The 24,223-nt window shown below is 65.2% G+C and carries 23 protein-coding genes; 18 read left to right on the top strand and 5 right to left on the bottom strand.

Annotated features, from left to right (window positions below; genetic code table 11):
- Positions 1-150: 150 nt before the first annotated feature.
- Positions 151-597 (bottom strand): nucleoside deaminase, encoded by a 447-nt coding sequence (locus tag N5A92_RS02280; RefSeq protein ID WP_260900974.1) that lies wholly within the window; start codon positions 595-597, stop codon positions 151-153.
- A 99-nt stretch (positions 598-696) separates the two neighbouring features.
- Here N5A92_RS02280 and N5A92_RS02275 point away from each other — a divergent pair, with 99 nt between their 5' ends.
- From N5A92_RS02275 to N5A92_RS02255, 5 genes are all read left to right on the top strand, one after another.
- On the top strand, positions 697-1,989 hold the full coding sequence (locus N5A92_RS02275; protein WP_313958375.1) for a pseudouridine synthase: 1,293 nt from the start codon (positions 697-699) through the stop codon (positions 1,987-1,989).
- A 9-nt stretch (positions 1,990-1,998) separates the two neighbouring features.
- A complete protein-coding gene (rsmD, locus tag N5A92_RS02270; RefSeq protein WP_260900199.1) occupies positions 1,999-2,553 on the top strand; it encodes a 16S rRNA (guanine(966)-N(2))-methyltransferase RsmD in 555 nt (184 codons plus the stop codon).
- A gap of 70 nt (positions 2,554-2,623) precedes the next feature.
- Positions 2,624-4,009: a M16 family metallopeptidase gene (locus tag N5A92_RS02265; RefSeq protein ID WP_260900198.1), complete on the top strand. Its 1,386-nt coding sequence runs from the start codon at positions 2,624-2,626 to the stop codon at positions 4,007-4,009.
- Entirely contained in the window at positions 4,006-5,346 is a 1,341-nt protein-coding gene (locus N5A92_RS02260) for a M16 family metallopeptidase (RefSeq protein WP_260900197.1), read from the top strand. Before N5A92_RS02265 ends, N5A92_RS02260 begins: the two co-directional genes overlap by 4 nt.
- 66 nt (positions 5,347-5,412) lie before the next feature.
- Positions 5,413-6,306: a patatin-like phospholipase family protein gene (locus tag N5A92_RS02255; RefSeq protein WP_260900196.1), complete on the top strand. Its 894-nt coding sequence runs from the start codon at positions 5,413-5,415 to the stop codon at positions 6,304-6,306.
- 49 nt (positions 6,307-6,355) lie between these two features.
- Here N5A92_RS02255 and N5A92_RS02250 read toward each other — a convergent pair whose 3' ends face one another.
- Complete coding sequence (locus tag N5A92_RS02250; RefSeq protein ID WP_260900195.1) at positions 6,356-8,155, bottom strand: monovalent cation:proton antiporter-2 (CPA2) family protein; 1,800 nt, start codon at positions 8,153-8,155, stop codon at positions 6,356-6,358.
- A 161-nt stretch (positions 8,156-8,316) separates the two neighbouring features.
- Between N5A92_RS02250 and N5A92_RS02245 the strand changes: the two genes are divergently transcribed.
- The 6 genes from N5A92_RS02245 (at position 8,317) to lpxK (ending at position 13,999) form a co-directional block, all read left to right on the top strand.
- Positions 8,317-9,657 (top strand): TldD/PmbA family protein, encoded by a 1,341-nt coding sequence (locus tag N5A92_RS02245; RefSeq protein WP_260900194.1) that lies wholly within the window; start codon positions 8,317-8,319, stop codon positions 9,655-9,657.
- Positions 9,650-10,447, top strand: coding sequence for a 3'(2'),5'-bisphosphate nucleotidase CysQ (locus tag N5A92_RS02240; protein ID WP_260900193.1), 798 nt, complete (start codon positions 9,650-9,652; stop codon positions 10,445-10,447). The genes N5A92_RS02245 and N5A92_RS02240 overlap by 8 nt, the downstream gene beginning before the upstream one ends.
- Before the next feature lie 154 nt (positions 10,448-10,601).
- Positions 10,602-10,853: a DUF4170 domain-containing protein gene (locus tag N5A92_RS02235; protein WP_260900192.1), complete on the top strand. Its 252-nt coding sequence runs from the start codon at positions 10,602-10,604 to the stop codon at positions 10,851-10,853.
- Positions 10,854-10,857: 4 nt separating this feature from the next.
- Positions 10,858-11,640: a lysophospholipid acyltransferase family protein gene (locus tag N5A92_RS02230; RefSeq protein WP_260900189.1), complete on the top strand. Its 783-nt coding sequence runs from the start codon at positions 10,858-10,860 to the stop codon at positions 11,638-11,640.
- Complete coding sequence (gene waaA, locus N5A92_RS02225) at positions 11,640-12,962, top strand: lipid IV(A) 3-deoxy-D-manno-octulosonic acid transferase (protein ID WP_260900188.1); 1,323 nt, start codon at positions 11,640-11,642, stop codon at positions 12,960-12,962. Before N5A92_RS02230 ends, waaA begins: the two co-directional genes overlap by 1 nt.
- Positions 12,963-12,964: 2 nt before the next feature.
- A complete protein-coding gene (lpxK, locus tag N5A92_RS02220; RefSeq protein ID WP_260900186.1) occupies positions 12,965-13,999 on the top strand; it encodes a tetraacyldisaccharide 4'-kinase in 1,035 nt (344 codons plus the stop codon).
- A gap of 20 nt (positions 14,000-14,019) precedes the next feature.
- Here the strand turns inward: lpxK and N5A92_RS02215 are convergent, their stop codons facing one another.
- On the bottom strand, positions 14,020-14,253 hold the full coding sequence (locus tag N5A92_RS02215; protein WP_260900973.1) for a DUF2093 domain-containing protein: 234 nt from the start codon (positions 14,251-14,253) through the stop codon (positions 14,020-14,022).
- Between the two features lie 100 nt (positions 14,254-14,353).
- Here N5A92_RS02215 and N5A92_RS02210 point away from each other — a divergent pair, with 100 nt between their 5' ends.
- Positions 14,354-14,854, top strand: a complete 501-nt coding sequence (locus N5A92_RS02210) for a phosphatase domain-containing putative toxin (protein WP_260900185.1) — start codon at positions 14,354-14,356, stop codon at positions 14,852-14,854.
- A 5-nt stretch (positions 14,855-14,859) separates the two neighbouring features.
- Here N5A92_RS02210 and mutL read toward each other — a convergent pair whose 3' ends face one another.
- A complete protein-coding gene (gene mutL, locus N5A92_RS02205; protein ID WP_260900184.1) occupies positions 14,860-16,704 on the bottom strand; it encodes a DNA mismatch repair endonuclease MutL in 1,845 nt (614 codons plus the stop codon).
- Between the two features lie 68 nt (positions 16,705-16,772).
- Positions 16,773-17,234 carry a preQ(1) synthase gene (queF, locus tag N5A92_RS02200; RefSeq protein ID WP_260900183.1) on the bottom strand — a complete coding sequence of 154 codons (462 nt, stop codon included), beginning with the start codon at positions 17,232-17,234 and terminating at the stop codon, positions 16,773-16,775.
- A 185-nt stretch (positions 17,235-17,419) separates the two neighbouring features.
- Between queF and N5A92_RS02195 the strand changes: the two genes are divergently transcribed.
- The 6 genes from N5A92_RS02195 to N5A92_RS02170 all read left to right on the top strand — a co-directional run bounded on the left by N5A92_RS02195 (position 17,420) and on the right by N5A92_RS02170 (position 24,218).
- Positions 17,420-18,616 (top strand): acyl-CoA dehydrogenase, encoded by a 1,197-nt coding sequence (locus tag N5A92_RS02195; protein WP_260900972.1) that lies wholly within the window; start codon positions 17,420-17,422, stop codon positions 18,614-18,616.
- A gap of 24 nt (positions 18,617-18,640) precedes the next feature.
- Positions 18,641-19,828, top strand: coding sequence for a glycine C-acetyltransferase (locus tag N5A92_RS02190; RefSeq protein ID WP_260900182.1), 1,188 nt, complete (start codon positions 18,641-18,643; stop codon positions 19,826-19,828).
- 46 nt (positions 19,829-19,874) lie between these two features.
- Positions 19,875-20,909, top strand: coding sequence for an L-threonine 3-dehydrogenase (gene tdh, locus N5A92_RS02185; RefSeq protein ID WP_260900181.1), 1,035 nt, complete (start codon positions 19,875-19,877; stop codon positions 20,907-20,909).
- Positions 20,910-21,247: 338 nt separating this feature from the next.
- Positions 21,248-22,561, top strand: a complete 1,314-nt coding sequence (gene hmgA / locus N5A92_RS02180; RefSeq protein ID WP_260900180.1) for a homogentisate 1,2-dioxygenase — start codon at positions 21,248-21,250, stop codon at positions 22,559-22,561.
- Positions 22,562-22,654: 93 nt separating this feature from the next.
- On the top strand, positions 22,655-23,668 hold the full coding sequence (locus tag N5A92_RS02175; protein WP_260900179.1) for a fumarylacetoacetate hydrolase family protein: 1,014 nt from the start codon (positions 22,655-22,657) through the stop codon (positions 23,666-23,668).
- A gap of 10 nt (positions 23,669-23,678) precedes the next feature.
- Positions 23,679-24,218 (top strand): DinB family protein, encoded by a 540-nt coding sequence (locus N5A92_RS02170; protein WP_260900176.1) that lies wholly within the window; start codon positions 23,679-23,681, stop codon positions 24,216-24,218.
- Positions 24,219-24,223 lie beyond the last annotated feature (5 nt).

Here is a 24,223-nt window from a genome sequence, read left to right as displayed (position 1 = left end):
CAGAGGGCATGGCAGGATAGCCGGCGCCCTTGCCGGACCCCTGGCCGAAACGCTAGTCAAAGGCGCCATCTGGCCTGATCGACCGGCCAGTGCGTGGGAAGATTTTTGCCTCGGAAGCCGCCTTCGCGCAGGCGCGAAGGCGGAACCCTCTTATCCGCCCTCCGGCGTCTCGCGCATGCGCCCGAAGAATTCCCTGAGCAGCGCCGCCGCATCGCGCTCGCCCATTCCTTCATAGACCTCCGGCGCGTGATGGCAGGTGGATTGCTGGAAGAAGCGCCCGCCATGCACCACGCCACCGCCTTTCTCGTCGCCCGCCGCGAAGTAGAGCCGGCGGATGCGGGCAAACGAGATGGCGCCGGCGCACATGGCACACGGCTCCAGCGTCACGTAGAGGTCCGCGCCTGTCAGCCGCTCCGAACCTTCGGCCCGGCAGGCCTCGCGGATGGCCAGCAATTCGGCATGGGCGGTAGGATCGTTTAGCGCGCGCGTGCGGTTTCCCGCCTTTGCGAGCACTCGGCCCTCGCGCACCACCGCCGCGCCCACCGGCACTTCGCCGCGCGCCGCAGCCAGCCGCGCCTCTTCCAGCGCGACGTCCATGAAAGCCGGATAGTTGTTGGTCCGCTGCCGGTTCAATCTTTTTGCTCGCAAGCCTGTGGGCGAATTGATACCTAGCGGCCTTGAAAGGCGAAGGCCACCATGAAGAACAAGAAGACATTCCATTCCAGCGGCAAACCGGCGGGCAAGACTGGCGAGAAGCGCTGGAAGAAACCGGACCAGGAACCCGCGGGCGACGGCGAGCGCATCGCCAAGCGCCTGGCACGCGCGGGCATCGCCTCGCGCCGCGATGCCGAGGCGATGATCGCGGCGGGAAGGGTAAAGGTCAACGGCCGGCTGCTCGACAAGCCAGCCTTCAACGTGCGGCCTTCCGACCGCATCGAGGTCGACGGCGCGCCCATACCCGAGGTCGAGCGCACTCGGCTTTTCCTGCTGTACAAGCCCGCCGGCGTCGTCACCACCAGCCGCGACCCGGAGGGGCGCAAAACGGTTTTCGACATCCTGCCGAAGGGCTTGCCCAGGCTGATCACCGTCGGGCGACTCGATATCAACACCGAAGGCCTTTTGCTTCTGACGAACGACGGCGGTCTTGCCCGCGTCCTCGAACTGCCCTCCACCGGCTGGCTGCGCCGCTACCGCGTGCGCGTGCATGGAAACGTTGATCCGCTGGCCCTGGCGGAGCTGGAGAAGGGCACCGCCGTCGATGGCGTCTTCTACGGCGCCATCGAGGCCACGCTTGACCGAAAGCAGGGCTCCAACGCCTGGCTGACGCTCGGCCTGCGCGAGGGCAAGAACCGCGAGGTGAAGAACGTTCTGGGCGCGTTGGGGCTCGACGTTACGCGCCTGATCCGCGTCTCCTACGGTCCCTTCCAGCTTGGCGCCCTGCCGGAGGGCGCGGTGCAGGAGATCAAGGGCCGCACGCTGCGCGACCAGCTCGGCGAGCGGTTGATCGAGGAAGCCGGTGCCAATTTCGACGCGCCGATCGTCCGGCCCTTCGCCAATAAACCGGCGCGCGCGGAAAAGCCGGCCGCTGCCGAGACGCCGCGCAGGCCTGCCGAGCGCCCGCGCGACAAGGAGGAAGGGCGCCGGGCGCCGGTAAACCGCAAGAAGAGCCGCGAAGACAAACGCGAGGAGATGCGCGGTCGGCTGCAGACCAAACCGCCCTCGCGCGCCGGCAAGGACGACCGTAAGGCAAGCGCCGGCAAAGACGACCGCAAGGCGGGGCCCGGCAAGGACGGTCGTAAGGCAGACCGCCCGGTCGAGCGCCGCTCGCGGGCGGCCAATGTGTGGATGGCGCCGGGTGCGCGGCCGGTGGGGCCGAAGAAGGCGGAAGAAGCAGCCGAGCGTAAGGGGGAGGCGAAGAAGCCCGGCCGTGGGACGGACCGCAAGCAACGTCCCGACAAGCGCCCGCCGACGCGCGGCAAGAGAGGGTAGGGCAGGGCTATGCGTGTCGTCGGGGGAAGACTGCGCGGAAGACGGCTTGCCTCGCCCGGTTCCGACATGATCCGCCCCACCACGGACCGCGCGCGCGAGGCGCTCTTCAATATCCTGGAGCACGCCTATCCCGGCAGCATCGGTGGTGCGCGGGTGCTCGATCTTTTCGCCGGCAGCGGAGCGTTGGGGATCGAGGCGCTGTCGCGTGGCGCTGCCTACTGCCTTTTCGTGGAGCAGGACGCAACCGCCCGCGCGCTGGTGCGCGAGAACGTGGAGAGCCTCGGCCTTGCCGGCACAACGCGCATCTTCCGCCGCGACGCGACGCGTCTCGGTCCTGTCGGCACCATGCAGCCTTTCCGCCTCGTCTTCGCCGATCCGCCCTATGGCAAGGGCCTCGGTGAGAAGGCGATCGCCTCGGCGCTCGAAGGCGGCTGGCTCGCCGCCGATGCCTTGATCGTGGTCGAGGAAGCGGCGACCACACCCTTCCAGTCGCCGGCGGGCATCCTCGTCCATGAGCGGCGCACCTATACCTCCACGACGCTCGCCTTTTGCGGCCTCGTCTGAGTTTCGCCTTTTTCTCACGCCATCGGTCTGGCTGCCCGACGATTATCGGGCGCGATTAAGGGTTTGATTTATGAGATATTATCTGATTGCCGCCCGCATGGCGGCGTTATGCCTTGTGGCGGCAGCGCCAGTGATATGGCTGATGTTCGCCCCAGCGGCTTCCGCCGAAGCCGCCGCACCGGGAGCCGTCGAGGCGGAAAGCTTCGAGCTGGACAACGGCATGCAGGTGGTCGTCATCCCGCAGAGGCGCGCTCCAGTGGTCACGCAGATGGTCTGGTACAAAGTGGGCGCGGCCGACGAGGCACCCGGCCAGTCCGGGATTGCCCACCTCTTCGAGCACCTCATGTTCAAGGCCACCAGCAATCAGCAGGCTGGTGAACTGGATAAGGCTGTGACTGCATCGGGCGGAAACCACAACGCGTTCACGTCTTTCGACTACACCGCCTATTACCAGCAGGTCCCGACAGACGCGCTGGGCGAGATGATGGCTTTCGAGGCCGACCGCATGCGCAACCTGATCCTGAGTGATGAGGTCCTCGCTACCGAACGGCAGGTCGTTCTGGAGGAGCGCCTTGGCAGCGTCGAGAACCGGCCCGAGGGTCTGCTGTCCGAATCCGTCTATGCGACGCTGTTCCAGAATCACCCCTATGGAAAGGGCATCATCGGCTGGCGGCACGAGATCGATGCGATAACGCGTCAACAACTCGTCGACTTCTACAATGAGCACTACGCGCCCAACAACGCGATCCTTGTCGTTGCCGGCGATGTCGACACGCAGGGCGTGCGGCAGTTGGCCGAGGAAACCTATGGCAAAATCCCGCGCGGCCCCAGACTGCCGCCACGTGTCCGCACCATGGAGCCGGAGCCGGCAACGCTGCGCAGCGTCAAGCTTCGCGACCCACGCGTGAGCCTGCCCAGCTTCTCGCGCCTCTGGCTTGCGCCGGCATATTTCTCCAAGGGCCGTAAGGCGGTGGATGCATTGGAGGTGCTGACCGAGATCCTCGGCGGCGGCAAGCGGAGCAGGCTTTATCGCGAACTGGTTGTCGATAAGCGCATCGCTTCGGGCGTGTCCGCCTATCTCGATACCAGCATGCGCGATTATTCCCTTTTCAATGTCCGCGCTACACCGCTGACGGCGGATAAGCTTGACGAGGTCGAGCGCGCGGTCATGGCCGAGATGGAGAAGATCGCCACTGATGGCGTCTCCGAGAAGGAACTGCATACGGCCAAGAAAGTGCTGGTGAGCGGACTGGTTTTCGCCAAGCAGAACCAACTGGGGCAGGCAATCGAATACGGCGAGACGCTCGCGCTCGGCGGCACGGTCGAGGATGTCGGGAGGATACGCGAACGCATTGAAGCGGTCACGGCAGACGAAATCCGCGATGCGGCGAAGAAGTATTTCGACCCCAGGCGGAGCGTTGCCGGCTACCTGCTGCCCGAGGAGGACGAGAAATGAGAAAGCTGATTGCGATGACTAACTTACTTGTTCTCCGGCAGGCCGCCGCCGGCCTTGCCATAGCGGGTGCGGCATTCCTTTTCGTCGTCCTTCCCGCTCACGCTGATCTTCACCTCGTGGAGGTTACCTCGCCGAAAGGCATCAAAGCCTGGCTGGTCGAGGATCAGTCGGACCCGATGGTCTCGATCTCCTTCACCTTCTCCGGCGGGAGTCTTCACGACCCCAAGGGCAAGGAAGGCTTGTCGGGCCTGATGGCCTCCATGCTTACAGAGGGGGCGGGGGATCTGTACGCCGACGCATTTCAGGAACAGCTTTACGAGACGGGTGCCCAACTGTCCTTCAGAGCCGGAACGGAAGAACTCTCCGGCAGCATCAACATGCTCACTGGTGACACGGAAAAGCCGCTGGAGCTTCTTTCCCTGGCATTGTCGTCGCCCCGCTTCGACGAAAAAGCCCTGGAAAGGGTGCGTGCGGTAGCCATCTCCCGCATCGAGCAGAGGAGCAAGGATCCAGAGCAACGTGGCGGAGAGGCCTTGAACGCCGCTCTTTATGGCGACCACTCGCTCGGACATCCCACCACTGTCGAGTCGGTGAGGTCTATCAAGCGCGGGGATCTTGTCGACCTGCACAGAAAGACCCTTACGCGTTCCGATCTGGCCATCGGTGTCGTAGGAGCCATCGACCCGCAGACGCTGGGCGAGGTCCTGGACACGGTCTTCGGCAAACTGCCCGCCGCCGCCGACGAGGTTACGGAGATGCAACCGCCGGCGGTGAAGTATGGCGGCGAGGTGTTCGAGCGCACCGCTCAGCCCCAATCTTCGATCGCTATGGTCTTTCCCGGTGTGTCGAGGAAAAGCGAAGATTATTATCCGGCCTCGCTCGCCGCGCAGATCCTGGGTGGAAACATGACCGGACGGCTCTTCCAGGAACTGCGTGAGAAGTCCGGCCTGACCTACGGCGCCTATGCCAGCCTCGAACCGAACAGCAGTTGGGGCAACCTGTCGGCTTTCGTCACGACAAGGGCCGAGCGTGCGAAGGAGTCGCTGCAGATGGCGCGGCAGGTCATCAGCCGTTTTGCAGAGGACGGGCCAACGCAGGAGGAGCTCGAACGGGCGAAGAAGTATGCCGTCGGCTCCTTTGCCGTCAACAATATGTCCTCGACCAGCTCGATCGCGGCCACGCTTGTCGAACTGCAACAGTATGATCTGGGGATGGATTACCCTGACCGCATGAAGGAGTTCTTCGGCGCCGTCACACCCGAACAGGTGAAGGAAATCTCCCAGCGCCTGCTCGCCGTTGAGCCAACGGTACTGATTGTCGGACCGGACAAGGGCTGAATGCTGGAGGCTCGCCTGTGAACGTGCTACCCGCAGCCATGAGGCAACACCGGCAGGTCGTGTCCAATGGCTGATCGCACCGACGCGGCGGCCGGCCTGACGCGCAAGAAGCGTCAGGCCGGCGGCAGCACTTTCGCCATCGCCTTCGGCGGCGGCGGGGCGCGTGGGCTTGCCCACATCCACGCCATCGAGGCACTCGACGAACTGGGCATCAGACCGACGGCGATCTCCGGCTCCTCCATCGGCGCTATCATTGGCGCCGGCATGGCCGCCGGAATGACTGGCAGGGATATCCGCACCTATGCCGCGACCGTCCTGGCCACCCGCGCCGAAGTGGTCGCCCGCGTCTGGCGCGCCCGTCCAGGGAGCTTCTCAGAGATGGTCGAGGGCGGTCTACGACTCGGCCAGTTCAACGCCGAGCGGATCTTGAAGTCGTTTCTCCCACAGCAGATTCCCTTGACGTTCGAGGGGCTTGAGATACCGCTCTATGTCACGGCGACAGATTATTACGGCCACCGCCTCGCCGTCTTCGACAGCGGCGACCTGCGCTCCGCGCTCGCCGCCTCCGCCGCCCTTCCTGCGGTCTTCCGCCCGGTCCAGCGCGACGGAATGACACTGATTGACGGCGGCATCTACAATCCCGTTCCTTTCGATTTGCTGGAGGGTCTGGCTGACGTAGTGATCGCCGTCGATGTGGTCGGCGCGCCGACAGTCCGCTCTGCAAAAACACCGAGCACCATGGAGATGATGTTCGGCGCCACCCAACTCATGATGCAGTCGATCATCGCCTTGAAGATGCAGAAGAAGCGCCCGGACATTCTTTTGCGCCCCGCCGTCGAGCGCTTCCGCGTGCTCGACTTCCTGAAAGTCGGCGCCATCATGGCGGAGACTGCCTCCATCAAGGACGAGTTGAAGCGGGCAGTGGAGGCGGTGCTGGAGAAGGGAGTGATTAGTGAATAGTGTGTAGTGAATTGCGGGGTAGTTATCTCGGCCCCTCACTTGCCCCTCACTATTCACTCTCCTCCGCCATCTGATTCAGCCGCTGCGCCTCCCGCGAAGGCTTGATCAGCGGTTCCGGCGTGACCGGCCGCACATGCATCCGGTCAAGGCCCGCCATGACGCCCTCGACCGACTGGATCGCCAGCCGCTCCTCGTCGCGCTTGCGCACATCGTCGGCAATCGACTTGGCCATGTCTTCGGCCGCGCCCAGCGCCTGCAACGACTTTTGCCCGAACAGAAGGGCGGACTCGAAGGTCTCGCGGATTTCATACTCGACGTCGCGCGCCCGGAGCGACAGCGTGTGCTCCCGGTCGTAGGAGCGCACATAGAGTTTCACATGCGGGAATTCTGAACGGATCATGTCGACGATGGCATCCGTCACCGCGCGTGCGTTGGTGCACACGGCCACGACCTTGGCCCCCCGAATTCCCGCTGCTTCCAGCACTTCCTTGCGCCGGCCGTCACCGAAATAGATGCGGAAGCCGAATTTCTCCACCGCGCGCACGCGGGTGGCCGAATGATCGATGATGGTCACGTCTCTACCGCCGGCCAGCAGGATTTGCGAGGCGATCTGGCCGAAACGGGAAAAGCCGATCATTAGTACGTCCGCCCCCGCCCCGTCGAAACTCTCATCCATCTCCTCCGGCACCTCCCGGGAGAGCAGCAACGAACCGAGGGCGACGGAGACCGGTGTCATCGCCATGGAGAGCGTGACCACCGCCGTCAAAAGCGACGCGGTGGCGGGCGAAAAGATAAGCGCCGCCGAAGCCGCTGTGAACAGCACGAAACCGAACTCACCGCCTTGCGGCAGAAGGGTGGCGATGCGCAAGGCGTCGTTGTGGCCACAACCGAAAACCCGGCAGAGGCCGTAGAGGAGCATCGCTTTGGCAAGCATCAAGGCCGGCACGGCAAGAAGCACCAGATACCAGTTGTCGATCACCACGCCGAGGTCGAGCGAAAGCCCGATCGCCATGAAGAACAGGCCGAGGAGTATGCCGCGGAATGGCTCGATATCGGCCTCAAGTTCGTGCCGGTAGGAGGAATCGGCCAGAAGAACGCCGGCGATGAAGGCGCCGAGCGCCATGGAGAGCCCGGCGATCTGCATGAGGGTCGCTGAACCCAGCACGACGAGGAGGGCTGCGGCCAGCATTGCCTCGCGCGCGCCCGTGCTGGCGATGAGACGGAAGAGGGGGTTGATCAGATAGCGTCCGGCGACCACCAAGGCAGCGATGCTTGCCAGCGCCAGCAGAAAGCGGCTGCCGCTGATGGCTTCCGCCCCCTCACCGCCTGGCGAAAGCAGCGGAACAAGCGCCAGCATCGGCGCGATGGCCATGTCCTGAAACAGGAGAACCGAGAAGGCCGTCTGGCCGTACTTCTGGTTAAGCGTGCCCTGGGTTTCCATCGTCTGCACAGCAAAAGCGGTGGAGGAAAGGGCAAGGCCGAAACCGATGATCAACGCCGCAGCAAGGGAAAAGCCGAGCGCGGCCATGGCGACCAGCGCCAGCACCGGCCCCGTCACCAGCACCTGCGCAAGGCCGAGCCCGAAGATATCGCGCCGCATGGCCCACAGCCGCGACGGGTTGAGCTCGAGCCCGATGATGAAGAGGAGGAAGACGACACCGAGCTCCGCCACGTGTAAGAGCTCTTCGCCATCGACGATCAGCCGTGCCACGGGGCCCAGCGCCACGCCGGCGGCCAGATAGCCGAGAATTGTGCCGAGCCCGATGCGTTTGAACAGGGGAGCGGCGATAACCGCGCCGGCCAAAAGCAGCAGCGGCTCGTAATAGATGCCGTCGACGGATGCTTCCATCCTTCCTCTTGCTCCATGTCTCTCGTGGCTTGCGCGGCAAGCGCAGCCATTGCGTTGTCGCGTCCGCGACCATAAATGGTTGCGACAGCCGTGTCTTGCCGACTTTTCTTCCGTAGTAGCGGGAGGAACCGCTTCTCCAACGAACCGACGACGGGCCCCTCATGAGCACAGCATCCGACAAAACCCTTCTCGATCGCGTCGCCGCCCTGGTCGATGCAGCCAAGCGCGCCGGCGCCGACGCCGCCGACGCCGTTGTCGTGCGCTCCCGGTCGAGCGGCGTTTCCGTGCGTCTAGGCAAAGTGGAGGGCACCGAGTCGGCCGAAAGCGATGACATGTCGCTGCGCGTCTTCGTCGGCCGCCGGGTGGCCAGCGTCTCGGCCACCGCCGCCTCCGATCCCGCAGCCCTCGCCGAGCGCGCCGTCGCCATGGCCAGGGTCTCGCCCGAGGACCCGTATCAGGGACTGGCGGACCCGGCGCGGCTTGCCAGCGATATTGCCGACCTCGACCTGATCGACGATACGGAAGTCCCCGCCGAGCGCCTGAAGGAGGATGCGCTCGCCGCGGAAGAAGCCGCCCTGGCCGTTCCCGGTGTCACCAACTCTTCCGGCGCCGGAGCGAGCGCGGGCTCCGGCGGGCTGGTACTCGCAACCTCGCACGGCTTCGTCGGGCAATACGCGGCGACGCGCTTCTCCCGCTCTGTCAGCGTGATTGCCGGCGAGGGCACGGGCATGGAGCGCGACTACGATTATTCCTCGCGGCTTCATTTCGCCGACCTCGATACGCCGGAGAAGATCGGCCGCACCGCCGGCGAGCGCGCGGTAAAAAGGCTGAATGCCCGAAAGGTCAAGACGGGCGTCTTCCCGGTCGTGTACGACCCGCGCGTGGCGCGCGGCATGGCCGGCCATATCGCCGCCGCCATCAACGGCGCCTCCGTGGCCCGCAAGACCAGCTTCCTGCGCAACATGATGGGAAAGCAGGTAGCTTCGACCGGTATCACCGTCACCGACAACCCGCAGGTGAAACGCGGCCAGTCCTCGCGCCCCTTCGACGGCGAAGGCGTGGCGGGCGAGGCGCTGGTGCCGGTGGACGACGGCGTCCTGACGACCTGGCTTCTGTCCACTTCGGTCGCCCGCGAACTGGGGCTCGAGACCAACGGGCGCGGTGCGCGCGCTGCCTCCTCGGTGAACCCCGCCTCCACCAACTTCGCCATCGAGCCGGGCGAGGCATCGCCCGAGGATATGATCGGGTCGGTGAAGAGCGGTTTCTACGTCACGGAGCTCTTCGGCCACGGCGTCGATCTCGTGACCGGCGAGTACAGCCGCGGCGCGGCCGGCTTCTGGATCGACAACGGTGCCATCACCTATCCCGTCTCCGAGATCACCATCGCCTCCAATCTCAAGGACATGTTCATGCGCATGGCGCCGGCGAGCGACATCGACCGCAACTTCGGCACTGCTGCGCCCACGCTCCTCATCGAGGGGATGACCATCGCCGGTGAGTGAGAATGTCAGCCATAGCCCCCAGGAGGAACTGTCGCTGATCGCGCTGGCCGCCGACGAGGCCGGCCGCATCGCTATGCGTTATTTCCGCCAAGCCCCCGATGTCTGGTGGAAAGATGGCCAGTCGCCGGTGAGCGAGGCGGATCTGGAGGTCGATCGGTTCCTGCGCCGCACGCTGATCGAGGCGCGGCCGGCCTATGGCTGGCTCTCGGAAGAGACCGTGGATGACAACGAGCGCCTCGGCGCCAAGCGAACTTTCGTCGTCGACCCTATCGACGGCACGCGTGCCTTCCTCGGCGGTCGCGACATCTGGTGCGTGAGCATTGCCGTGGTCGAGGATGGCCGGGCGATTGCCGGGGTTCTCGACTGCCCGGCGCGCAGCGAGCGCTTCGCCGCCGTGCGTGGCGCCGGCGCTTGGCGCAACGGCCAGCCCATCGCCGTCAGGCAGGCGCAGCCGGAAATCGTGTTGGCAGGTCCCAAGGCGATGATGAAGAACCTGCCGCCGGACATCTATTCCCGCGTCGTACCGTATCCTTACGTGCCCTCGCTCGCCTACCGTGTCGCCATGGTAGCCGACGGCAGGCTCGACGCGACCTTCATCAAGCCATCCTCTCACGACTGGGATCTGGCGGCCGTCGACGTAATCCTCGGCGAGGCCGGAGGCGGCGTCGTCGACGGCGCCCACCAGCGGCCCTGCTATGCCGGGCCGAACCCGCGCCTTGGGCCGCTCGCCGCCGGCAGCGGCTTGCTCCTCGACGTGATGGCCGGCGCGCTCGCCGACATTCGGGCGTGACCCCCGGCTTGACCTGCGCTATGCGGGGTTGCCTGCCGGTGCGAATGGATTCAAAAGAGACGTGGGATCTATTTGCAACTTGTAAGGCTTTCATGGGTCTGGCGTTTTGCCAAGCGTCGCCACAAAATTTTCCAGAACGGATACGATGAGTGCCATGGCGGAGAAAGACGGAAAAAAGCAGCTTCTTCATCTTGTCTTCGGCGGTGAGCTGGAGTCCTTGTCGGGCGCACAGTTCCGGAATCTCGATGAACTGGATATCGTCGGCATCTACGGGGACTACAAATCGGCCGAGGCGGCATGGCGGGCGAAGGCTCAGGAAACCGTGGACAATGCCCATATGCGCTATTTCATCGTCCACCTGCATCGGCTCCTCGATCCGGACGCTGCCAAAGCGGACCGTGGTTGAGGCGATGGACGACGAGGCAATGGCGCCTTCGCTTGAGGTTAAACCGGGGCGGCGCGGCAATGTGCGGCCGGCGAAGACGCTTTGGCGGCGCATTCGCAAGCCGCTCACCCACTCGCGCTTCCTCAAGCACGCCATCGCATCTTTCTTGGCCATGGCGGTCCGCTTCGTCGCGCGCACGAACCCGCGTGTCGAGGGCTCGCACGATGTCGAGAAGGCTATCGGCGTTCATTCGCCGGCCATCGCCGCCCTGTGGCACGGCCAGCACCTGCTGGCTCCCGCTATCAGTGTGCGCCAGCATCGCCTGGTGGCGCTGTTCTCGCGCAGCGCCGACGCGGAGCTCAATGCGCTTGTAGCCCAAAAACTGGGCTTGGATGTCGTGCGCGGCTCTGGCGGGCGCGGCGGTGCACACCGTGCCAGGAAAGGGGGAGCGGCTGCCCTGATCCAACTTAAGCGCACCATAGATGCCGGCTGCAATGTAGCCATGATTGCCGATATCCCGCACGGCACGCCGCGCCAGGCGGGGATGGGGATCGTCACGCTCGCCCGCCTTTCCGGAAGGCCGATCGTGCCGATGGCGATTGCCACCAGCCGCCGCAAGGTTCTGGAGGGCACGTGGGACAAGACGACGATCAACCTTCCCTTCGGTCGCCGCGCCGTCATCTTTGGGGAGCCGATCTTTGTCTCTGCGGACGCGGATGACAACGAGATGGAGAAGAAGCGCCGCCAGGTGACGGAAGCCCTCAACCACGCCACCCGTGACGCCTACTCTCTCGTTGATGGCAAATAATGAGCGAACGCTGGGCGCGCGCCATCCTCACAACCTACCGCTGGGCCGGTGCCGCGGCCTATCCGCTCGTCGGCGGCTATATCGCCTGGCGTGTCAGCAAGGGTAAGGAGGACCGGGCCCGCCGGCACGAGCGCTACGGCCGGCCGAGCCAGAAGCGGCCTCCCGGCCCGCTGGTCTGGGTCCATGCGGCCAGCGTCGGTGAAACGATAGCCGTCGTCGGTCTCATCGAGCATTTCCTGGCGAGCGGCATCAATATCGTGCTGACGACGGGCACCGTGACATCAGCCAGCGTGGCGGCCGAGCGGTTGGGCGACCGCGTCATCCATCAATACGTGCCGCTCGACCTGAAGCCCGCCGTCAGCCGCTTTCTCAATCACTGGTCGCCCGATCTTGCCATCATGGCCGAATCGGAGATCTGGCCGGTCACCATTCTCGAGCTCGGTGCCCGCCGTGTGCCCCAGGTGCTGGTGAACGGGCGCATGTCCGACCGCTCCTTCGAAAGATGGCGCAAGCGTCCGTTTCTGTCGGAGGCGCTGTTTGAGAACCTCGCCCACGTCGTTGCCCAATCGGAGGTCGATGGCGAGCGCTTCCGCAAGCTGGGTGCCAGGCCCGTTACTGTCTCCGGCAATTTGAAGGTGGACATCACGTTGCCGCCCGCAGACGGCGGGGCGCTGGCCCGGATGAAGGATGCCATCGGCGAGCGCAAGGTCTGGGCCGCCGTCTCCACCCACGAGGGCGAGGAGAAGATTGCCGCCGAGGTGCACCGGATGCTGCGCAGACGCCATCCGGACATTCTGACCGTCATCGTGCCGCGCCATCCCGACCGGGCGGCCGCGCTCAAGGCCGAGTTTGCCGCCGATGGCCTCGACGTCGTCTGCCGCAGCGGCGGCGAGCCGATAGGCCCGCGAACGGATATACTCCTCGGCGACACGATCGGCGAGATGGGGCTTTACTTACGACTGACCGAAATCGCTTTTGTGGGACGTTCGCTCATGGGGGAGGGCGGGCAGAACCCGCTCGAGCCCGCGATGCTGGGTACGGCTGTGCTTGCCGGTCTGAACGTGCAGAATTTCCGTGATGCCTACCGGCGGCTGATCGACCGCGGCGGCGCCCGATTGGTGCGCGACAAGCAGATGCTGGCCGGCGCCGTGAATTTCCTCATCAACAACGACGACATGCGCCATTCCATGATCGCCGCCGGCCAAACGGCGGTCGAGGAGATGTCGGGAGCCCTGTCGCGTACGCTGATCGCGCTCGAGCCCTTCATCCATCCCCTCATCGTCAAAAGCCGCTTGCAGAGCGGCAACGGCAGGGCGGCCTGAAGATGGCTGCGCCCGGTGAAGCACCGCCCTTTTGGTGGGAGCCGCCCGACTGGCGCGCCTGGGCGCTATGGCCACTCTCCGCCCTCTATGGTGCGGTCGCCGGTGCCCGCCTGGCCAACGCCCGGCGCGAGAAGGTGCCGGCCGCCGTCCTGTGCGTGGGCAACCTCACCGTCGGCGGCCAGGGCAAGACGCCGATTGCCATAGCACTCGCCAAGCAGGCCAAGCGCCAGGAACTGAAACCCGGCTTTCTGTCACGCGGTCATGGCGGCAGCCTCTCGCAGCCGCACTTCGTGGATGCGAAAGCCGATGCCGCCCGCCTGGTGGGCGACGAGCCACTGCTTCTGGCCCGCCACGCGCCAACCGTCGTCACCCCTGATCGCGCGGCCGGCGCGCGCCACCTCATCGAGGAGGGATGCGATTTCATCGTCATGGACGACGGCTTCCAGAGCGCGCGCATCCATATGGATTACGCGCTCATAGTTGTCGATGCCGGGCGCGGAATCGGCAACGGCCACGTCATCCCCGGAGGCCCGTTGCGCGCGCCTGTGGTCGGCCAGATGCGCCACGCCGACGGTATTGTCGTGATAGGTGAGGGAGGGGCGGCTGAAAGCGTCGTGCGGTCCGCCGCCCGCGCCGGCAAGCCGGTCTTTGCCGCCAAATTGAAGCCGCGCAGCGGGCACGGACTTGTGGGTGCGCGCGTTCTCGCCTTCGCCGGCATCGGCAACCCGGACAAATTCTACGACACACTGCAAAAGGCCGGCGCCGAACTCGCCGCGACACGCTCCTTTCCCGATCACTACCCTTTCGGAGAGGAGGAAATTGCGGAACTGGCCGCCCAGGCAGCCGCCGACGGCCTGCAACTCGTCACCACCGAGAAGGATATGGTGCGGCTCAACCACGGCACGAAGCCAATCCAGGATTTCGCGGCTTCGGTGCGCTCGCTGCCGGTCGAAGTGGCGTTTGAGGCTGCCGAGATGCCTGTCAGGATCATCCGTGACACGGTGGCCGCCTGGCGTGAGCGTATGGTGAAGGGTTAGGAGGCCGGCCTTTCCGCCTCTCACCCCTGCCGCTTCAGCTCCGGGTTCATCTCCAATTCCCGCGCCAGCGAGGTTTCGGCGTTGAGATAGGCTTCCTGGCGCGCCACGCTCCAGTATTTCAGCTCTTCGAGCGGGATTGCCTCGCCGGTCACCGCGCAGCGCACGAAGGCGCCCGGCGTGAGCACCTGGAAGTCGCCGTCCAGATAGCGAATACGCGCTTCCCTGCCGCCGGGACCTTCGAAACGGTTCATGATGACTAGCCTCTCTATCGGCGCTTTGCGCCACAAATTGGCGTCGAGGTCAAGCGATGTGATAGCCTCGGCAGGCTTCGTAGTGAAGTCTCTGGGAGAGGCGATGAGCACAGCCTTTGCAATCGCAACCGTGTCGGTCGAGAGCGGCGGCCGGGTCGGGGTCTGTGCGCTGCCGGGCCGTTTTGGTGATCTCGCATCGGATGTCTTCACGATCGCCGCGTGGAGAGCGGAGATTGTCGTCTCGATGACGGAAGAGGCGGAAATGAAAGAGTATGGCGCGCACGGTCTCGGGGCACTTCTTGCGGATGCCGCGATAGACTGGGCGCACCTTCCCATACGCGACTATGGCGGCCCGTCCGGCATCGCCGAGGAAGCCTGGCCCGCGCTTGCCGCCCGCCTGCATGACATTCTCGACAGGGGCGGTGGCGTCGTCCTGCACTGCAAGGGTGGTCAGGGCCGCTCGGGAATGGTCGCACTGCGCCTTCTCGTCGAGCGCGGCGAGCCTGTGGAAGAGGCGCTCGCCCGCTTGCGCGCTATTCGTCCCGGTGCAGTGGAGGGGCGGGCACAGCTCATCTGGGCCTCACAGGGCGCAGCCACCGGCTGACGAGGTCACCGTCGCCCGAACAGCCGGTCGATATCCGCAAGCTTCAGTTCGATATACGTTGGCCGCCCGTGGTTGCACGTGCCGGACCCGGGGGTGGCCTCCATTTGCCTCAAGAGCGCGTTCATCTCCTCCGGCTTGAGCCGCCGTCCGGAGCGCACGGAGCCGTGGCAGGCCATGGTGGCGGCGATGCGGTCGACGCGCTCCTTGAGCGCTTCGGCGGTGTCGTTCTCGGCGATCTCGTCAGCCAGATCGCGCACAAGTGCGGCCGCGTCGATCTCGCCTAGCATGGCCGGCGTCTCGCGCACCGCCACCGCCCCCGGCCCGAAACGCTCCAGCCCGAGGCCGAGGCGGGCCAGGAAGCCGGCATGCACGGCAAGGCGCTCAGCGTCCTCCTCGGGCACATCGACGATTTCCGGCATCAGGAGCATCTGCGAGGGCAGGGGCTGCGCGTGGATCGCTTGCTTCAGCGCCTCGTAGACCAGCCGCTCATGCGCCGCATGCTGGTCGACGATGACGAGCGAATCCTCCGTTTGCGCGACGATGTAGTTCTCGTGCACTTGCGCGCGCGCCGCCCCCAGGGGGTGCCGGGCGAGCGGTGCCGGCGCCTCGTCAGCCGCCGCCCGCGCATCGGCGCTGACGGCCGCGCCCACGTCGAAAGCGACCTGCTCGGCTTCGCCAAAACCTGAAGCCGACGGCGCTGCTGCCGCATGTTCGAGCGGTCGGCTGGGCGACGTCTCGGCGCTCCAGCCACCGGTGTAGCGGCTGCCGGGATACCGCGCCCCGTTCCCGGCGGGCGGCGCCTGCGGCGTCCGGAACGCCTCCAACATGGCCGCTGCCCCGCTGGTCGAAGCGCGCATGCCGGCTCCCTCCAGCGCTTGCCGAATGGCGCCGATGATCAGTCCACGCACCAGCCCTGGATCGCGGAAGCGCACGTCTGCCTTCGCCGGGTGCACGTTGACGTCGACAAGCGCGGGATCGAGCGAAAGGAAAAGCGCCGTCACGGCATGCCTGTCGCGCGGAAGCACGTCCATATAGGCGCCGCGTATGGCGCCTGCGATCAGCTTGTCGCGCACCGGCCGCCCATTAACATAGGCGAACTGGTGAAGTGCGTTGCCGCGTGTGAAGGAAGGGATCGAGGCATAGCCGGTCAGGCCGATACCCTCGCGCTCCGCATCGATCGCCAGCGCGTTTTCAGAGAACGCCTGGCCCAGCACCTGGCCCATGCGCCTCAACAGCCCCTCGCCGTCGGCGGGCACGGCGGCAAGCTCCAGCGTCGTCCGGTCGCTGCCGGAGAGCGTGAAGCGCACGGCGGGAAAGGCAAGCGCCACGCGCTTCACCACATCCGTGATCGCCGCGGTCTCCGACCGCTCGCTCTTCATGAATTTGAGCCGCGCCGGCGTGGCGAAGAAGAGATCCCGCACCTCAACCGTCGTACCCGGATTGGCGGCAACCGGCTTTACCGGGCCCGTCCGCCCGCCATCCACCGTTACCTCCGCCCCCGCGTCCCCCGTAGCCGTGCGCGAGCGCAGCGACAGCCGTGCGACGGAGCCGATCGAAGGCAGCGCTTCGCCGCGGAAGCCGAGCGAACGGATGTCGTGGATATCGTCGGAAAGCTTAGACGTGCAGTGCCGCGACACCGCCAGCGGCAGTTCGTCGGCGGGAATGCCGCCGCCGTCGTCGATGACACGGATGAGGCCCAATCCCCCTCCAGCCGTCGCGACCTCGATCCGGCTAGCCCCCGCGTCCAGCGCGTTCTCGACCAGTTCCTTCACCACGCTCGCCGGCCGCTCGATGACCTCGCCGGCGGCAATCTGGTTTATGACGGTCTCGGAAAGGGCACGGATAGGCATGCCGGTCTTATAGCGGGATTCGGGGAGGGGGCGAAGGGGTGCCGGAATCTTCGTCTAGCTGCACTCGCCTACCCCCGCCCCCGATAGGGCGCCACCCCCGTCTCCGGCAGCCACGCGCCTTCCGGTGGTGTGCCGGTCTGCCAGAACACGTCGATGGGAATCCCGCCGCGCGGATACCAGTAGCCGCCGATCCGGAGCCAGAGGGGCTTTGCCGCCTCGGCGAAGCGCCGTCCGATCATCACGGTGCATTCCTCGTGGAAGGCACCGTGATTGCGGAAGGCGGTGAGGAACAGCTTCAGCGACTTCGATTCGACCAACAGCCTGTCCGGCGCATAGTCGATGACGATGTGGGCGAAATCCGGCTGGCCCGTCACCGGGCACAGCGAGGTGAATTCCGGGCAGGTGAAGCGCACGATCGCCGGCGGCCCGTCGCCCTGCGCAAAGGGCACGGTTTCCAGAACGGCGGCTTCCGGCGAGGCGGGGGTTTCCGCCTTTTCTCCCAATTGCGTTAGCCTATGTGTATCAGTCACGGGATTGTCCTCTTTCGGCATCTGGATGGCGGCTTATAAGGCCCTGGCCCATCCGGGAAAACATGTCGGCACTATATACGGCACAACGAGCCTTTTGTGGCCGCGGCCGTTGGACCATTTGACCGCGGCGGCGGGAAAGGCCAAAAGTCCGGCAACGAGAGACGCGCGTCAGGAAAACGATGACCATGCAAAAAGGCCCCGCCACCTCCCCCTTCACATGGGACGACCCCTTCCGCCTGGAAGACCAGCTCACCGACGAGGAGCGGATGATCCGCGATGCGGCGGCCGCCTTCGCCGCCGATAAGCTCGCCCCCCGCATCGAGCACGCCTACATGAACGAGGAGACGGACCCGGAGATCTTCCGCGAGATGGGCCAAGCCGGCCTTCTGGGCATCACCATTCCCGATGAGTATGGCGGCGCCGGCGCCGGCTACGTCTCATACGGGCTGGTGGCCCGCGAGGTGGAGCGCATCGATTCCGGCTACCGCTCCATGATGAGCGTGCAGTCATCCCTCGTCATGTACCCGATCCATGCCTACGGTTCGGAGGAACAGCGGCAGAAATACCTGCCGAAGCTCGCCTCCGGCGAGTTCATTGGCTGCTTTGGCCTCACCGAGCCCGACGCCGGCTCCGATCCCGGCGGCATGAAGACACGGGCCGAGAAGATCGACGGCGGCTATCGGCTGACCGGCTCGAAGATGTGGATCTCCAATTCCCCCATCGCCGACGTCTTCGTCGTATGGGCCAAATCTGCCGCCCACGACAACCAGATCCGCGGCTTCGTTCTGGAAAAGGGCATGAAGGGCCTCTCGGCGCCGAAGATCGGCGGAAAGCTGTCGCTCCGCGCCTCCATCACCGGCGAGATCGTCATGGACGGCGTCGAGGTTCGCGAAGACGCGCTGCTCCCCAACGTCTCCGGCCTCAAAGGCCCCTTCGGTTGCCTGAACCGTGCCCGCTACGGCATCTCCTGGGGTGCCATGGGGGCGGCCGAGGACTGCTGGCACCGGGCCCGCCGCTATGGGCTGGAGCGCACCCAGTTCAAAAAGCCGCTCGCCCAGACCCAGCTCTTCCAGAAGAAGCTCGCCGACATGCAGACGGAGATCGCACTCGGGCTTCAAGCGAGTTTGCGCGTCGGCCGCCTCTTCGACGAAGGGAAGATGGCGCCGGAGATGATCTCGCTGGTCAAGCGCAACAATTGCGGAAAGGCCCTCGATATCGCCCGCGCCGCCCGCGACATGCACGGCGGCAACGGCATCCAGATCGAATACCACGTCATGCGCCACGCGCAGAACCTGGAGACGGTGAACACTTATGAGGGCACGCACGACGTGCACGCGCTGATCCTCGGAAGGGCGCAGACCGGGCTGCAGGCGTTCTTTTGAGGCGGCAGATTGATGGAGGTGAAAATGACGGCTTCATTCCTGAAACACCTGTCCACCGAACTCGAAGGCCTGAGGGAAGCTGGCCTCTACAAGACCGAGCGCGTCATCACCTCCATGCAGTCCGCCGCGATCGAAAGCGACGGCCGGAAGGTGCTCAACTTCTGCGCCAACAACTATCTCGGCCTTGCCGACAACGCCGAACTGCGTGAGGCAGCCAAAGCCGCGCTTGACCGCTACGGCTACGGCATGGCCTCGGTCCGGTTCATCTGCGGCACGCAGGAGGAGCACAAGCAGCTCGAGGCGAAGATTTCCGCCTTTCTGGGCTTCGAGGACTCCATCCTCTATTCCTCCTGCTTCGATGCCAATACCGGCCTGTTCGAGACGCTCCTGGGCCCAGAGGACGCGATCATCTCCGACGCCCTCAACCACGCCTCCATCATCGACGGCGTGCGTCTATGCAAGGCGCGGCGCTACCGCTACGCCAATAACGACATGGCCGACCTGGAAGCGCGGCTGAAGGAGGCGTCCAACGCACGGTTTCGGCTGATCGCCACCGACGGCGTCTTTTCCATGGACGGCATCATCGCCAATCTCAAAGGCATCTGCGACCTGGCGGAAAAATACGACGCCATGGTGATGGTCGACGACAGCCACGCCGTTGGCTTCGTTGGCGAGAACGGCCGTGGCACGCCGGAGGCCTGCGGCGTCGAGGGGAGGGTCGACATCGTCACCGGCACGCTCGGCAAGGCGCTGGGCGGCGCTTCCGGCGGCTATACGAGCGGCAAGAACGAAGTGGTCGAGTGGCTGCGCCAGCGCTCGCGGCCTTATCTCTTCTCCAACACGCTCGCCCCGGCCATCGCCGCCACCTCGCTCAAGGTGTTCGATATGGTGGAGAACGGTGGCGCCCTCCGCCGCCGGCTCTACGACAACGCCGGCCGCTTCCGTGAGAAGATGATGAAGCTGGGCTTCACGCTGGCGGGCAGCGGCCACCCGATCGTCCCCGTGATGGTCGGCGATGCGGCGCTGGCATCGACAATGGCCGACCGCCTCCTCGACCACGGCATCTATGTGATCGGCTTCTCCTTCCCCGTCGTGCCGAAGGGCGAGGCCCGCATCCGCACGCAGATGTCGGCTGCACACTCCCCGGAGGATATCGACCGGGCGGTGGAGGCGTTCGGTGCCGTCGGGCGGGAATTGGGGGTGATCTCATGAAGCCATCCCCTCAGATGTTGGCGCTCCACCAGGCGGAGGCGTAGCCATGTCCAACATGATGAAGGCGTTGGTGAAGTCCAAGCCGGAGGAAGGGCTGTGGATGGAGCGCGTGCCGCTGCCGGAGGTCGGCCCCAACGACGTGCTGATCAAGGTGAAGAAGACCGCCATCTGCGGCACCGACGTGCACATCTGGAACTGGGACGAGTGGGCGCAGAAGACCGTCCCCGTGCCGCTGGTGACCGGCCACGAGTTCGTCGGCGAGGTGGTCGAGGTGGGCGCCGCCGTCACAGAATACCGCGTCGACCAGCGCGTCTCCGGCGAGGGGCACATCGTCTGCGGCCACTGCCGCAATTGCCGCGCCGGCCGCGGGCATCTGTGCCGCAACACGCTGGGCGTGGGCGTGCAGCGCCCCGGCGCCTTCGCCGAATATCTCTCCCTGCCGCAGCACAACGTCGTGGCGATTCCCGACGACGTGCCCGATGAGATTGCCGCCATCTTCGACCCGCTCGGCAATGCCGTCCACACCGCGCTCTCCTTCGACCTCGTGGGCGAAGACGTGCTGGTGACCGGAGCTGGTCCGATCGGCATCATGGGGGCGCTGGTGGCGCAATGCGTCGGCGCGCGCAAGGTGGTCATCACCGACATCAATCCGGGCCGCCTGGCGCTGGCGAAGAAGCTCGGGGTACAGCACGCGCTGAACGCCAGGGAAGAGACGCTCACCCACGTCATGCAGCGTCTCGGCATGACGGAGGGCTTCGACGTCGGGCTGGAAATGTCGGGTGCAGCGCTCGCCTTCCGCGACATGATTGATGTCATGAACAACGGCGGCAAGATCGCCATTCTCGGCATCGCGCCCACCGGCTTCGAGATCGACTGGAACAAGGTCATCTTCAAGATGCTGCACTTGAAGGGCATCTACGGCCGCGAGATGTTCGAGACCTGGTACAAAATGATCGCCCTCGTACAGGGCCCGCTCGACGTATCCGGCCTGATCACCCACCGCATCAAGGCAGACGATTTCCGCACGGGCTTCGACGCCATGCGCAGCGGCGAGGCCGGCAAGGTGGTGATGGATTGGTGAGACGGAAGAGACCGAAACTCTAGCCAGGCAGTACTGCCCACTCCAGTGCAGCTACCGCGCGGCCCACCTTCATCTTGTGCATGGCCGGATGGGCGCTGATTTCTGTCGTCGTCATCATACGCCATTCCAGTGCGTCAGGCCGTACGGTGCGGTACCCTTCAGCAAACGACCACCTCACTGAGTCAGCCAGCCGATTCGACCAGGAGAGGAGGGAAGGAACTCCTCTAGGCCACAGGGCGTCTTCTTCTTCTATGCCCCATGCTCCGTTTGATAGTTACATTTTTGATGGTTACACTTGCAACTATCTAAGGGAATTCGCAAGCTCGATGGAGGATGTCATGACCTTCCGCTACATGCCCGGCTTCGGCAACGACTTCGAAACCGAGAGCCTGCCGGGCGCACTGCCGCAAGGGCAGAACTCGCCGCAGCGCCCGGCCTATGGCCTCTATGCGGAGCAGCTTTCAGGCTCCCCCTTCACCGCACCGCGCGGTGCCAACGAGCGCTCCTGGCTCTACCGCATACGCCCCAGCGTCCGCCACACGGGCCGCTTCCGGCCGACCCTTTTCGAGCGCTGGAAAACTGCGCCCAACCTCTACGACCACGAACTGCCCATCGGCCAGCTGCGCTGGGACCCGACGCCGATGCCCAACGAGGAGACCGACTTCCTCGCCGGCGTCCGCACCATGACGACCGCCGGCGACGTTGCCACCCAGGTGGGCATGGCTGCGCATGTCTATACCGCCAACGCATCCATGGTGGACGACTATTTCTTCAATGCCGATGGCGAGCTTCTCCTCGTGCCGCAGGAAGGCGGCATACGCGTGATGACGGAGATGGGCGCCATGGAGGTCACGCCCGGCGAGATTGCCGTCGTGCCGCGCGGCATGATCTTCAAAGTCGAGCTGGTGGACGGCCCGGTGCGCGGCTATATCTGCGAGAACTACGGCGCGAAGTTCACGCTGCCCGACCGCGGCCCCATCGGCGCCAACTGCCTTGCCAACCCGCGCGACTTCAAGACGCCGGTCGCCTGGTACGAGGACAAGGAGGCCCATTGCCGCCTGACGGTGAAGTGGTGCGGCCGCTTCTACCGCACCGAGGTCGATCACTCGCCTCTCGATGTGGTGGCCTGGCACGGCAACTACGCGCCCTACAAATACGACCTTTCCACCTATTCGCCGGTCGGCGCCATCCTCTTTGACCACCCCGACCCATCGATCTTCACGGTGATGACTGCGCCCTCCGGCGAGGAGGGCACGGCCAATGTCGATTTCGTCATCTTTCCGCCGCGCTGGCAGGTGGCCGAGCATACATTCCGCCCGCCCTGGTACCACCGCAACGTGATGAGTGAGTTCATGGGCCTCATCAAGGGCAAGTACGACGCCAAGGAGGAAGGCTTCGTGCCGGGCGGCATCAGCCTGCACAACATGATGCTGCCGCACGGGCCGGACGCCGAGGGCTGCGAGAAGGCGGCGAATGCGGAGCTGCAGCCGGTGAAGCTCGAAAACACCATGGCCTTCATGTTCGAGACCCGCTTTCCCCAGCACCTCACCCGCTTTGCGGCGGAGGCCGAGACCCTGCAGGACGACTACATCGACTGCTGGAAGGACCTGAAGAAACGCTTCAACGGCACGCCGGAAGGGGATTGGAGCTGATTAAACAGGTGCAAACGGCGCTGGTCCTTCCATCTGATTACACTGTCTGAAAGAGTGAAGCATGAACCGGCGAAATCTCGGGAGGATCGGCCTTTGAAACTTGCAACCCTGAAAAACGGCACGCGCGACGGCCGGCTCGTCGTCGTCTCGCGCGACCTTACCCGCTGCACGGATGCCTCTCCCCTGGCGCCCACCCTGCAGGCGGCCCTCGACGACTGGCGGCGTCTATCGCCACATCTGGAAGCCCTTGGCGAAAGCCTCGAGCACGGCGCCGTCCCGACGGAGCGCTTCCACGAACACGAAGCCATGGCGCCCCTGCCGCGCGCCTATCAATGGGCCGATGGCTCCGCCTATGTGAACCATGTCGAATTGGTGCGCAGGGCGCGCGGCGCCGAGATGCCGCAAAGCTTCTGGACGGACCCGCTGATCTATCAGGGCGGCTCCGACGCCTTCCTCGGCCCTCGCGATCCCATTCCACTTGCCGATGAGGCGTGGGGTCTCGATTTCGAGGGCGAGGTCGCCATCGTCGTCGACGATGTGCCGATGGGGGCAAGCCGGGAGGAGGCGGGCGAGGCGATCCGGCTTCTCATGCTGGTCAACGACGTCTCGTTGCGCGGCCTCATCCCGGCAGAACTCGCTAAAGGCTTCGGCTTCTTCCAGTCCAAGCCCTCGTCGGCCTTCTCCCCCGTCGCCGTTACGCCCGACGAACTGGGCACGGCCTGGGACGGCGGCAAGCTGCACCTGCCGCTTTGCGTCGACTACAACGGAAAGCCCTTCGGCCGCGCCGATACCGGCATCGACATGACCTTCGACTTCCCGACCCTCATCGCCCATGCCGCCAAAACCCGGCCGCTCATCGCCGGCACTGTGGTCGGCTCCGGCACGATTTCCAACAGGCAAGAAGGCGGTCCGGGCAAGCCGATTGCCGAAGGCGGCGCCGGCTATTCCTGCATAGCGGAAATGCGTATGATCGAGGCCTTGGAAGGTGGCAAGCCGAAGACGCCGTTCATGCATATTGGAGATACGGTTCGCATCGAGATGAAGGATGGCGAGGGCCATTCCATCTTCGGCGCTATCGAGCAGACGGTCGAAAAATACGCGAGGTGAGGACCTGCCGATGTCGCTCGTCGATCACTTCCACCGCATGGCTGCCAACAACCGCTGGTCCAACGACCGGCTCTACCGCGCCGTTCTCGCCCTCGCGCCCGGCGAATTCGAGGCCGAGCGCGTCAGCTTCTTTCCCTCGATCGCCGAGACGCTGAACCATATCCTCGCCGTCGACCGCTACTATCTCGATGCGCTGGAGGAGGGCGGCATCGGTCCCGCGGCATTTCATGATTTCGTGCCGTTTACGGAGCCGGCAGCGCTTGAAGCCGCCCAGCGCGCCGAGGACGAGCGCCTGATTGCCTTCTGCGCCCGAATGAGCAAGGACGACATGCCCCGCCGCGTCGTCACCGACCGCGGCGAGGCAGGAAAATTCCCCGAGCGCATCGACGGGCTGCTCGCCCACATCTTCCTGCACCAGACCCATCACCGCGGCCAGGTGCACGCCATGCTTGCTGGCACCTCGGTCAAGCCGCCGCAGCTCGACGAATTCCTTCTCGACTTCGACTTCCCGCTGCGTCGCGAGGAGGTGGAGAGACTGGGGCTCGGCTGATCGAG

Origin of the sequence: Chelativorans salis (assembly GCF_025336525.1) — a bacterium.
GTDB lineage: Bacteria > Pseudomonadota > Alphaproteobacteria > Rhizobiales > Rhizobiaceae > Chelativorans > Chelativorans salis.
This window is presented reverse-complemented; position numbering and strand designations above follow the sequence as displayed.

What these genes read in the sequence shown, in the direction of transcription:
- N5A92_RS02280 (WP_260900974.1), bottom strand. Translation starts at nt 597, where the DNA reads ATGGACGTCGCGCTGGAAGAGGCGCGGCTGGCTGCGGCGCGCGGCGAA.
- N5A92_RS02275 (WP_313958375.1), top strand. Translation starts at nt 697, where the DNA reads ATGAAGAACAAGAAGACATTCCATTCCAGCGGCAAACCGGCGGGCAAG.
- rsmD (WP_260900199.1), top strand. Translation starts at nt 1,999, where the DNA reads ATGCGTGTCGTCGGGGGAAGACTGCGCGGAAGACGGCTTGCCTCGCCC.
- N5A92_RS02265 (WP_260900198.1), top strand. Translation starts at nt 2,624, where the DNA reads ATGAGATATTATCTGATTGCCGCCCGCATGGCGGCGTTATGCCTTGTG.
- N5A92_RS02260 (WP_260900197.1), top strand. Translation starts at nt 4,006, where the DNA reads ATGAGAAAGCTGATTGCGATGACTAACTTACTTGTTCTCCGGCAGGCC.
- N5A92_RS02255 (WP_260900196.1), top strand. Translation starts at nt 5,413, where the DNA reads ATGGCTGATCGCACCGACGCGGCGGCCGGCCTGACGCGCAAGAAGCGT.
- N5A92_RS02250 (WP_260900195.1), bottom strand. Translation starts at nt 8,155, where the DNA reads ATGGAAGCATCCGTCGACGGCATCTATTACGAGCCGCTGCTGCTTTTG.
- N5A92_RS02245 (WP_260900194.1), top strand. Translation starts at nt 8,317, where the DNA reads ATGAGCACAGCATCCGACAAAACCCTTCTCGATCGCGTCGCCGCCCTG.
- N5A92_RS02235 (WP_260900192.1), top strand. Translation starts at nt 10,602, where the DNA reads ATGGCGGAGAAAGACGGAAAAAAGCAGCTTCTTCATCTTGTCTTCGGC.
- N5A92_RS02230 (WP_260900189.1), top strand. Translation starts at nt 10,858, where the DNA reads ATGGACGACGAGGCAATGGCGCCTTCGCTTGAGGTTAAACCGGGGCGG.
- waaA (WP_260900188.1), top strand. Translation starts at nt 11,640, where the DNA reads ATGAGCGAACGCTGGGCGCGCGCCATCCTCACAACCTACCGCTGGGCC.
- lpxK (WP_260900186.1), top strand. Translation starts at nt 12,965, where the DNA reads ATGGCTGCGCCCGGTGAAGCACCGCCCTTTTGGTGGGAGCCGCCCGAC.
- N5A92_RS02210 (WP_260900185.1), top strand. Translation starts at nt 14,354, where the DNA reads ATGAGCACAGCCTTTGCAATCGCAACCGTGTCGGTCGAGAGCGGCGGC.
- mutL (WP_260900184.1), bottom strand. Translation starts at nt 16,704, where the DNA reads ATGCCTATCCGTGCCCTTTCCGAGACCGTCATAAACCAGATTGCCGCC.
- N5A92_RS02195 (WP_260900972.1), top strand. Translation starts at nt 17,420, where the DNA reads ATGCAAAAAGGCCCCGCCACCTCCCCCTTCACATGGGACGACCCCTTC.
- N5A92_RS02190 (WP_260900182.1), top strand. Translation starts at nt 18,641, where the DNA reads ATGACGGCTTCATTCCTGAAACACCTGTCCACCGAACTCGAAGGCCTG.
- tdh (WP_260900181.1), top strand. Translation starts at nt 19,875, where the DNA reads ATGTCCAACATGATGAAGGCGTTGGTGAAGTCCAAGCCGGAGGAAGGG.
- hmgA (WP_260900180.1), top strand. Translation starts at nt 21,248, where the DNA reads ATGACCTTCCGCTACATGCCCGGCTTCGGCAACGACTTCGAAACCGAG.
- N5A92_RS02170 (WP_260900176.1), top strand. Translation starts at nt 23,679, where the DNA reads ATGTCGCTCGTCGATCACTTCCACCGCATGGCTGCCAACAACCGCTGG.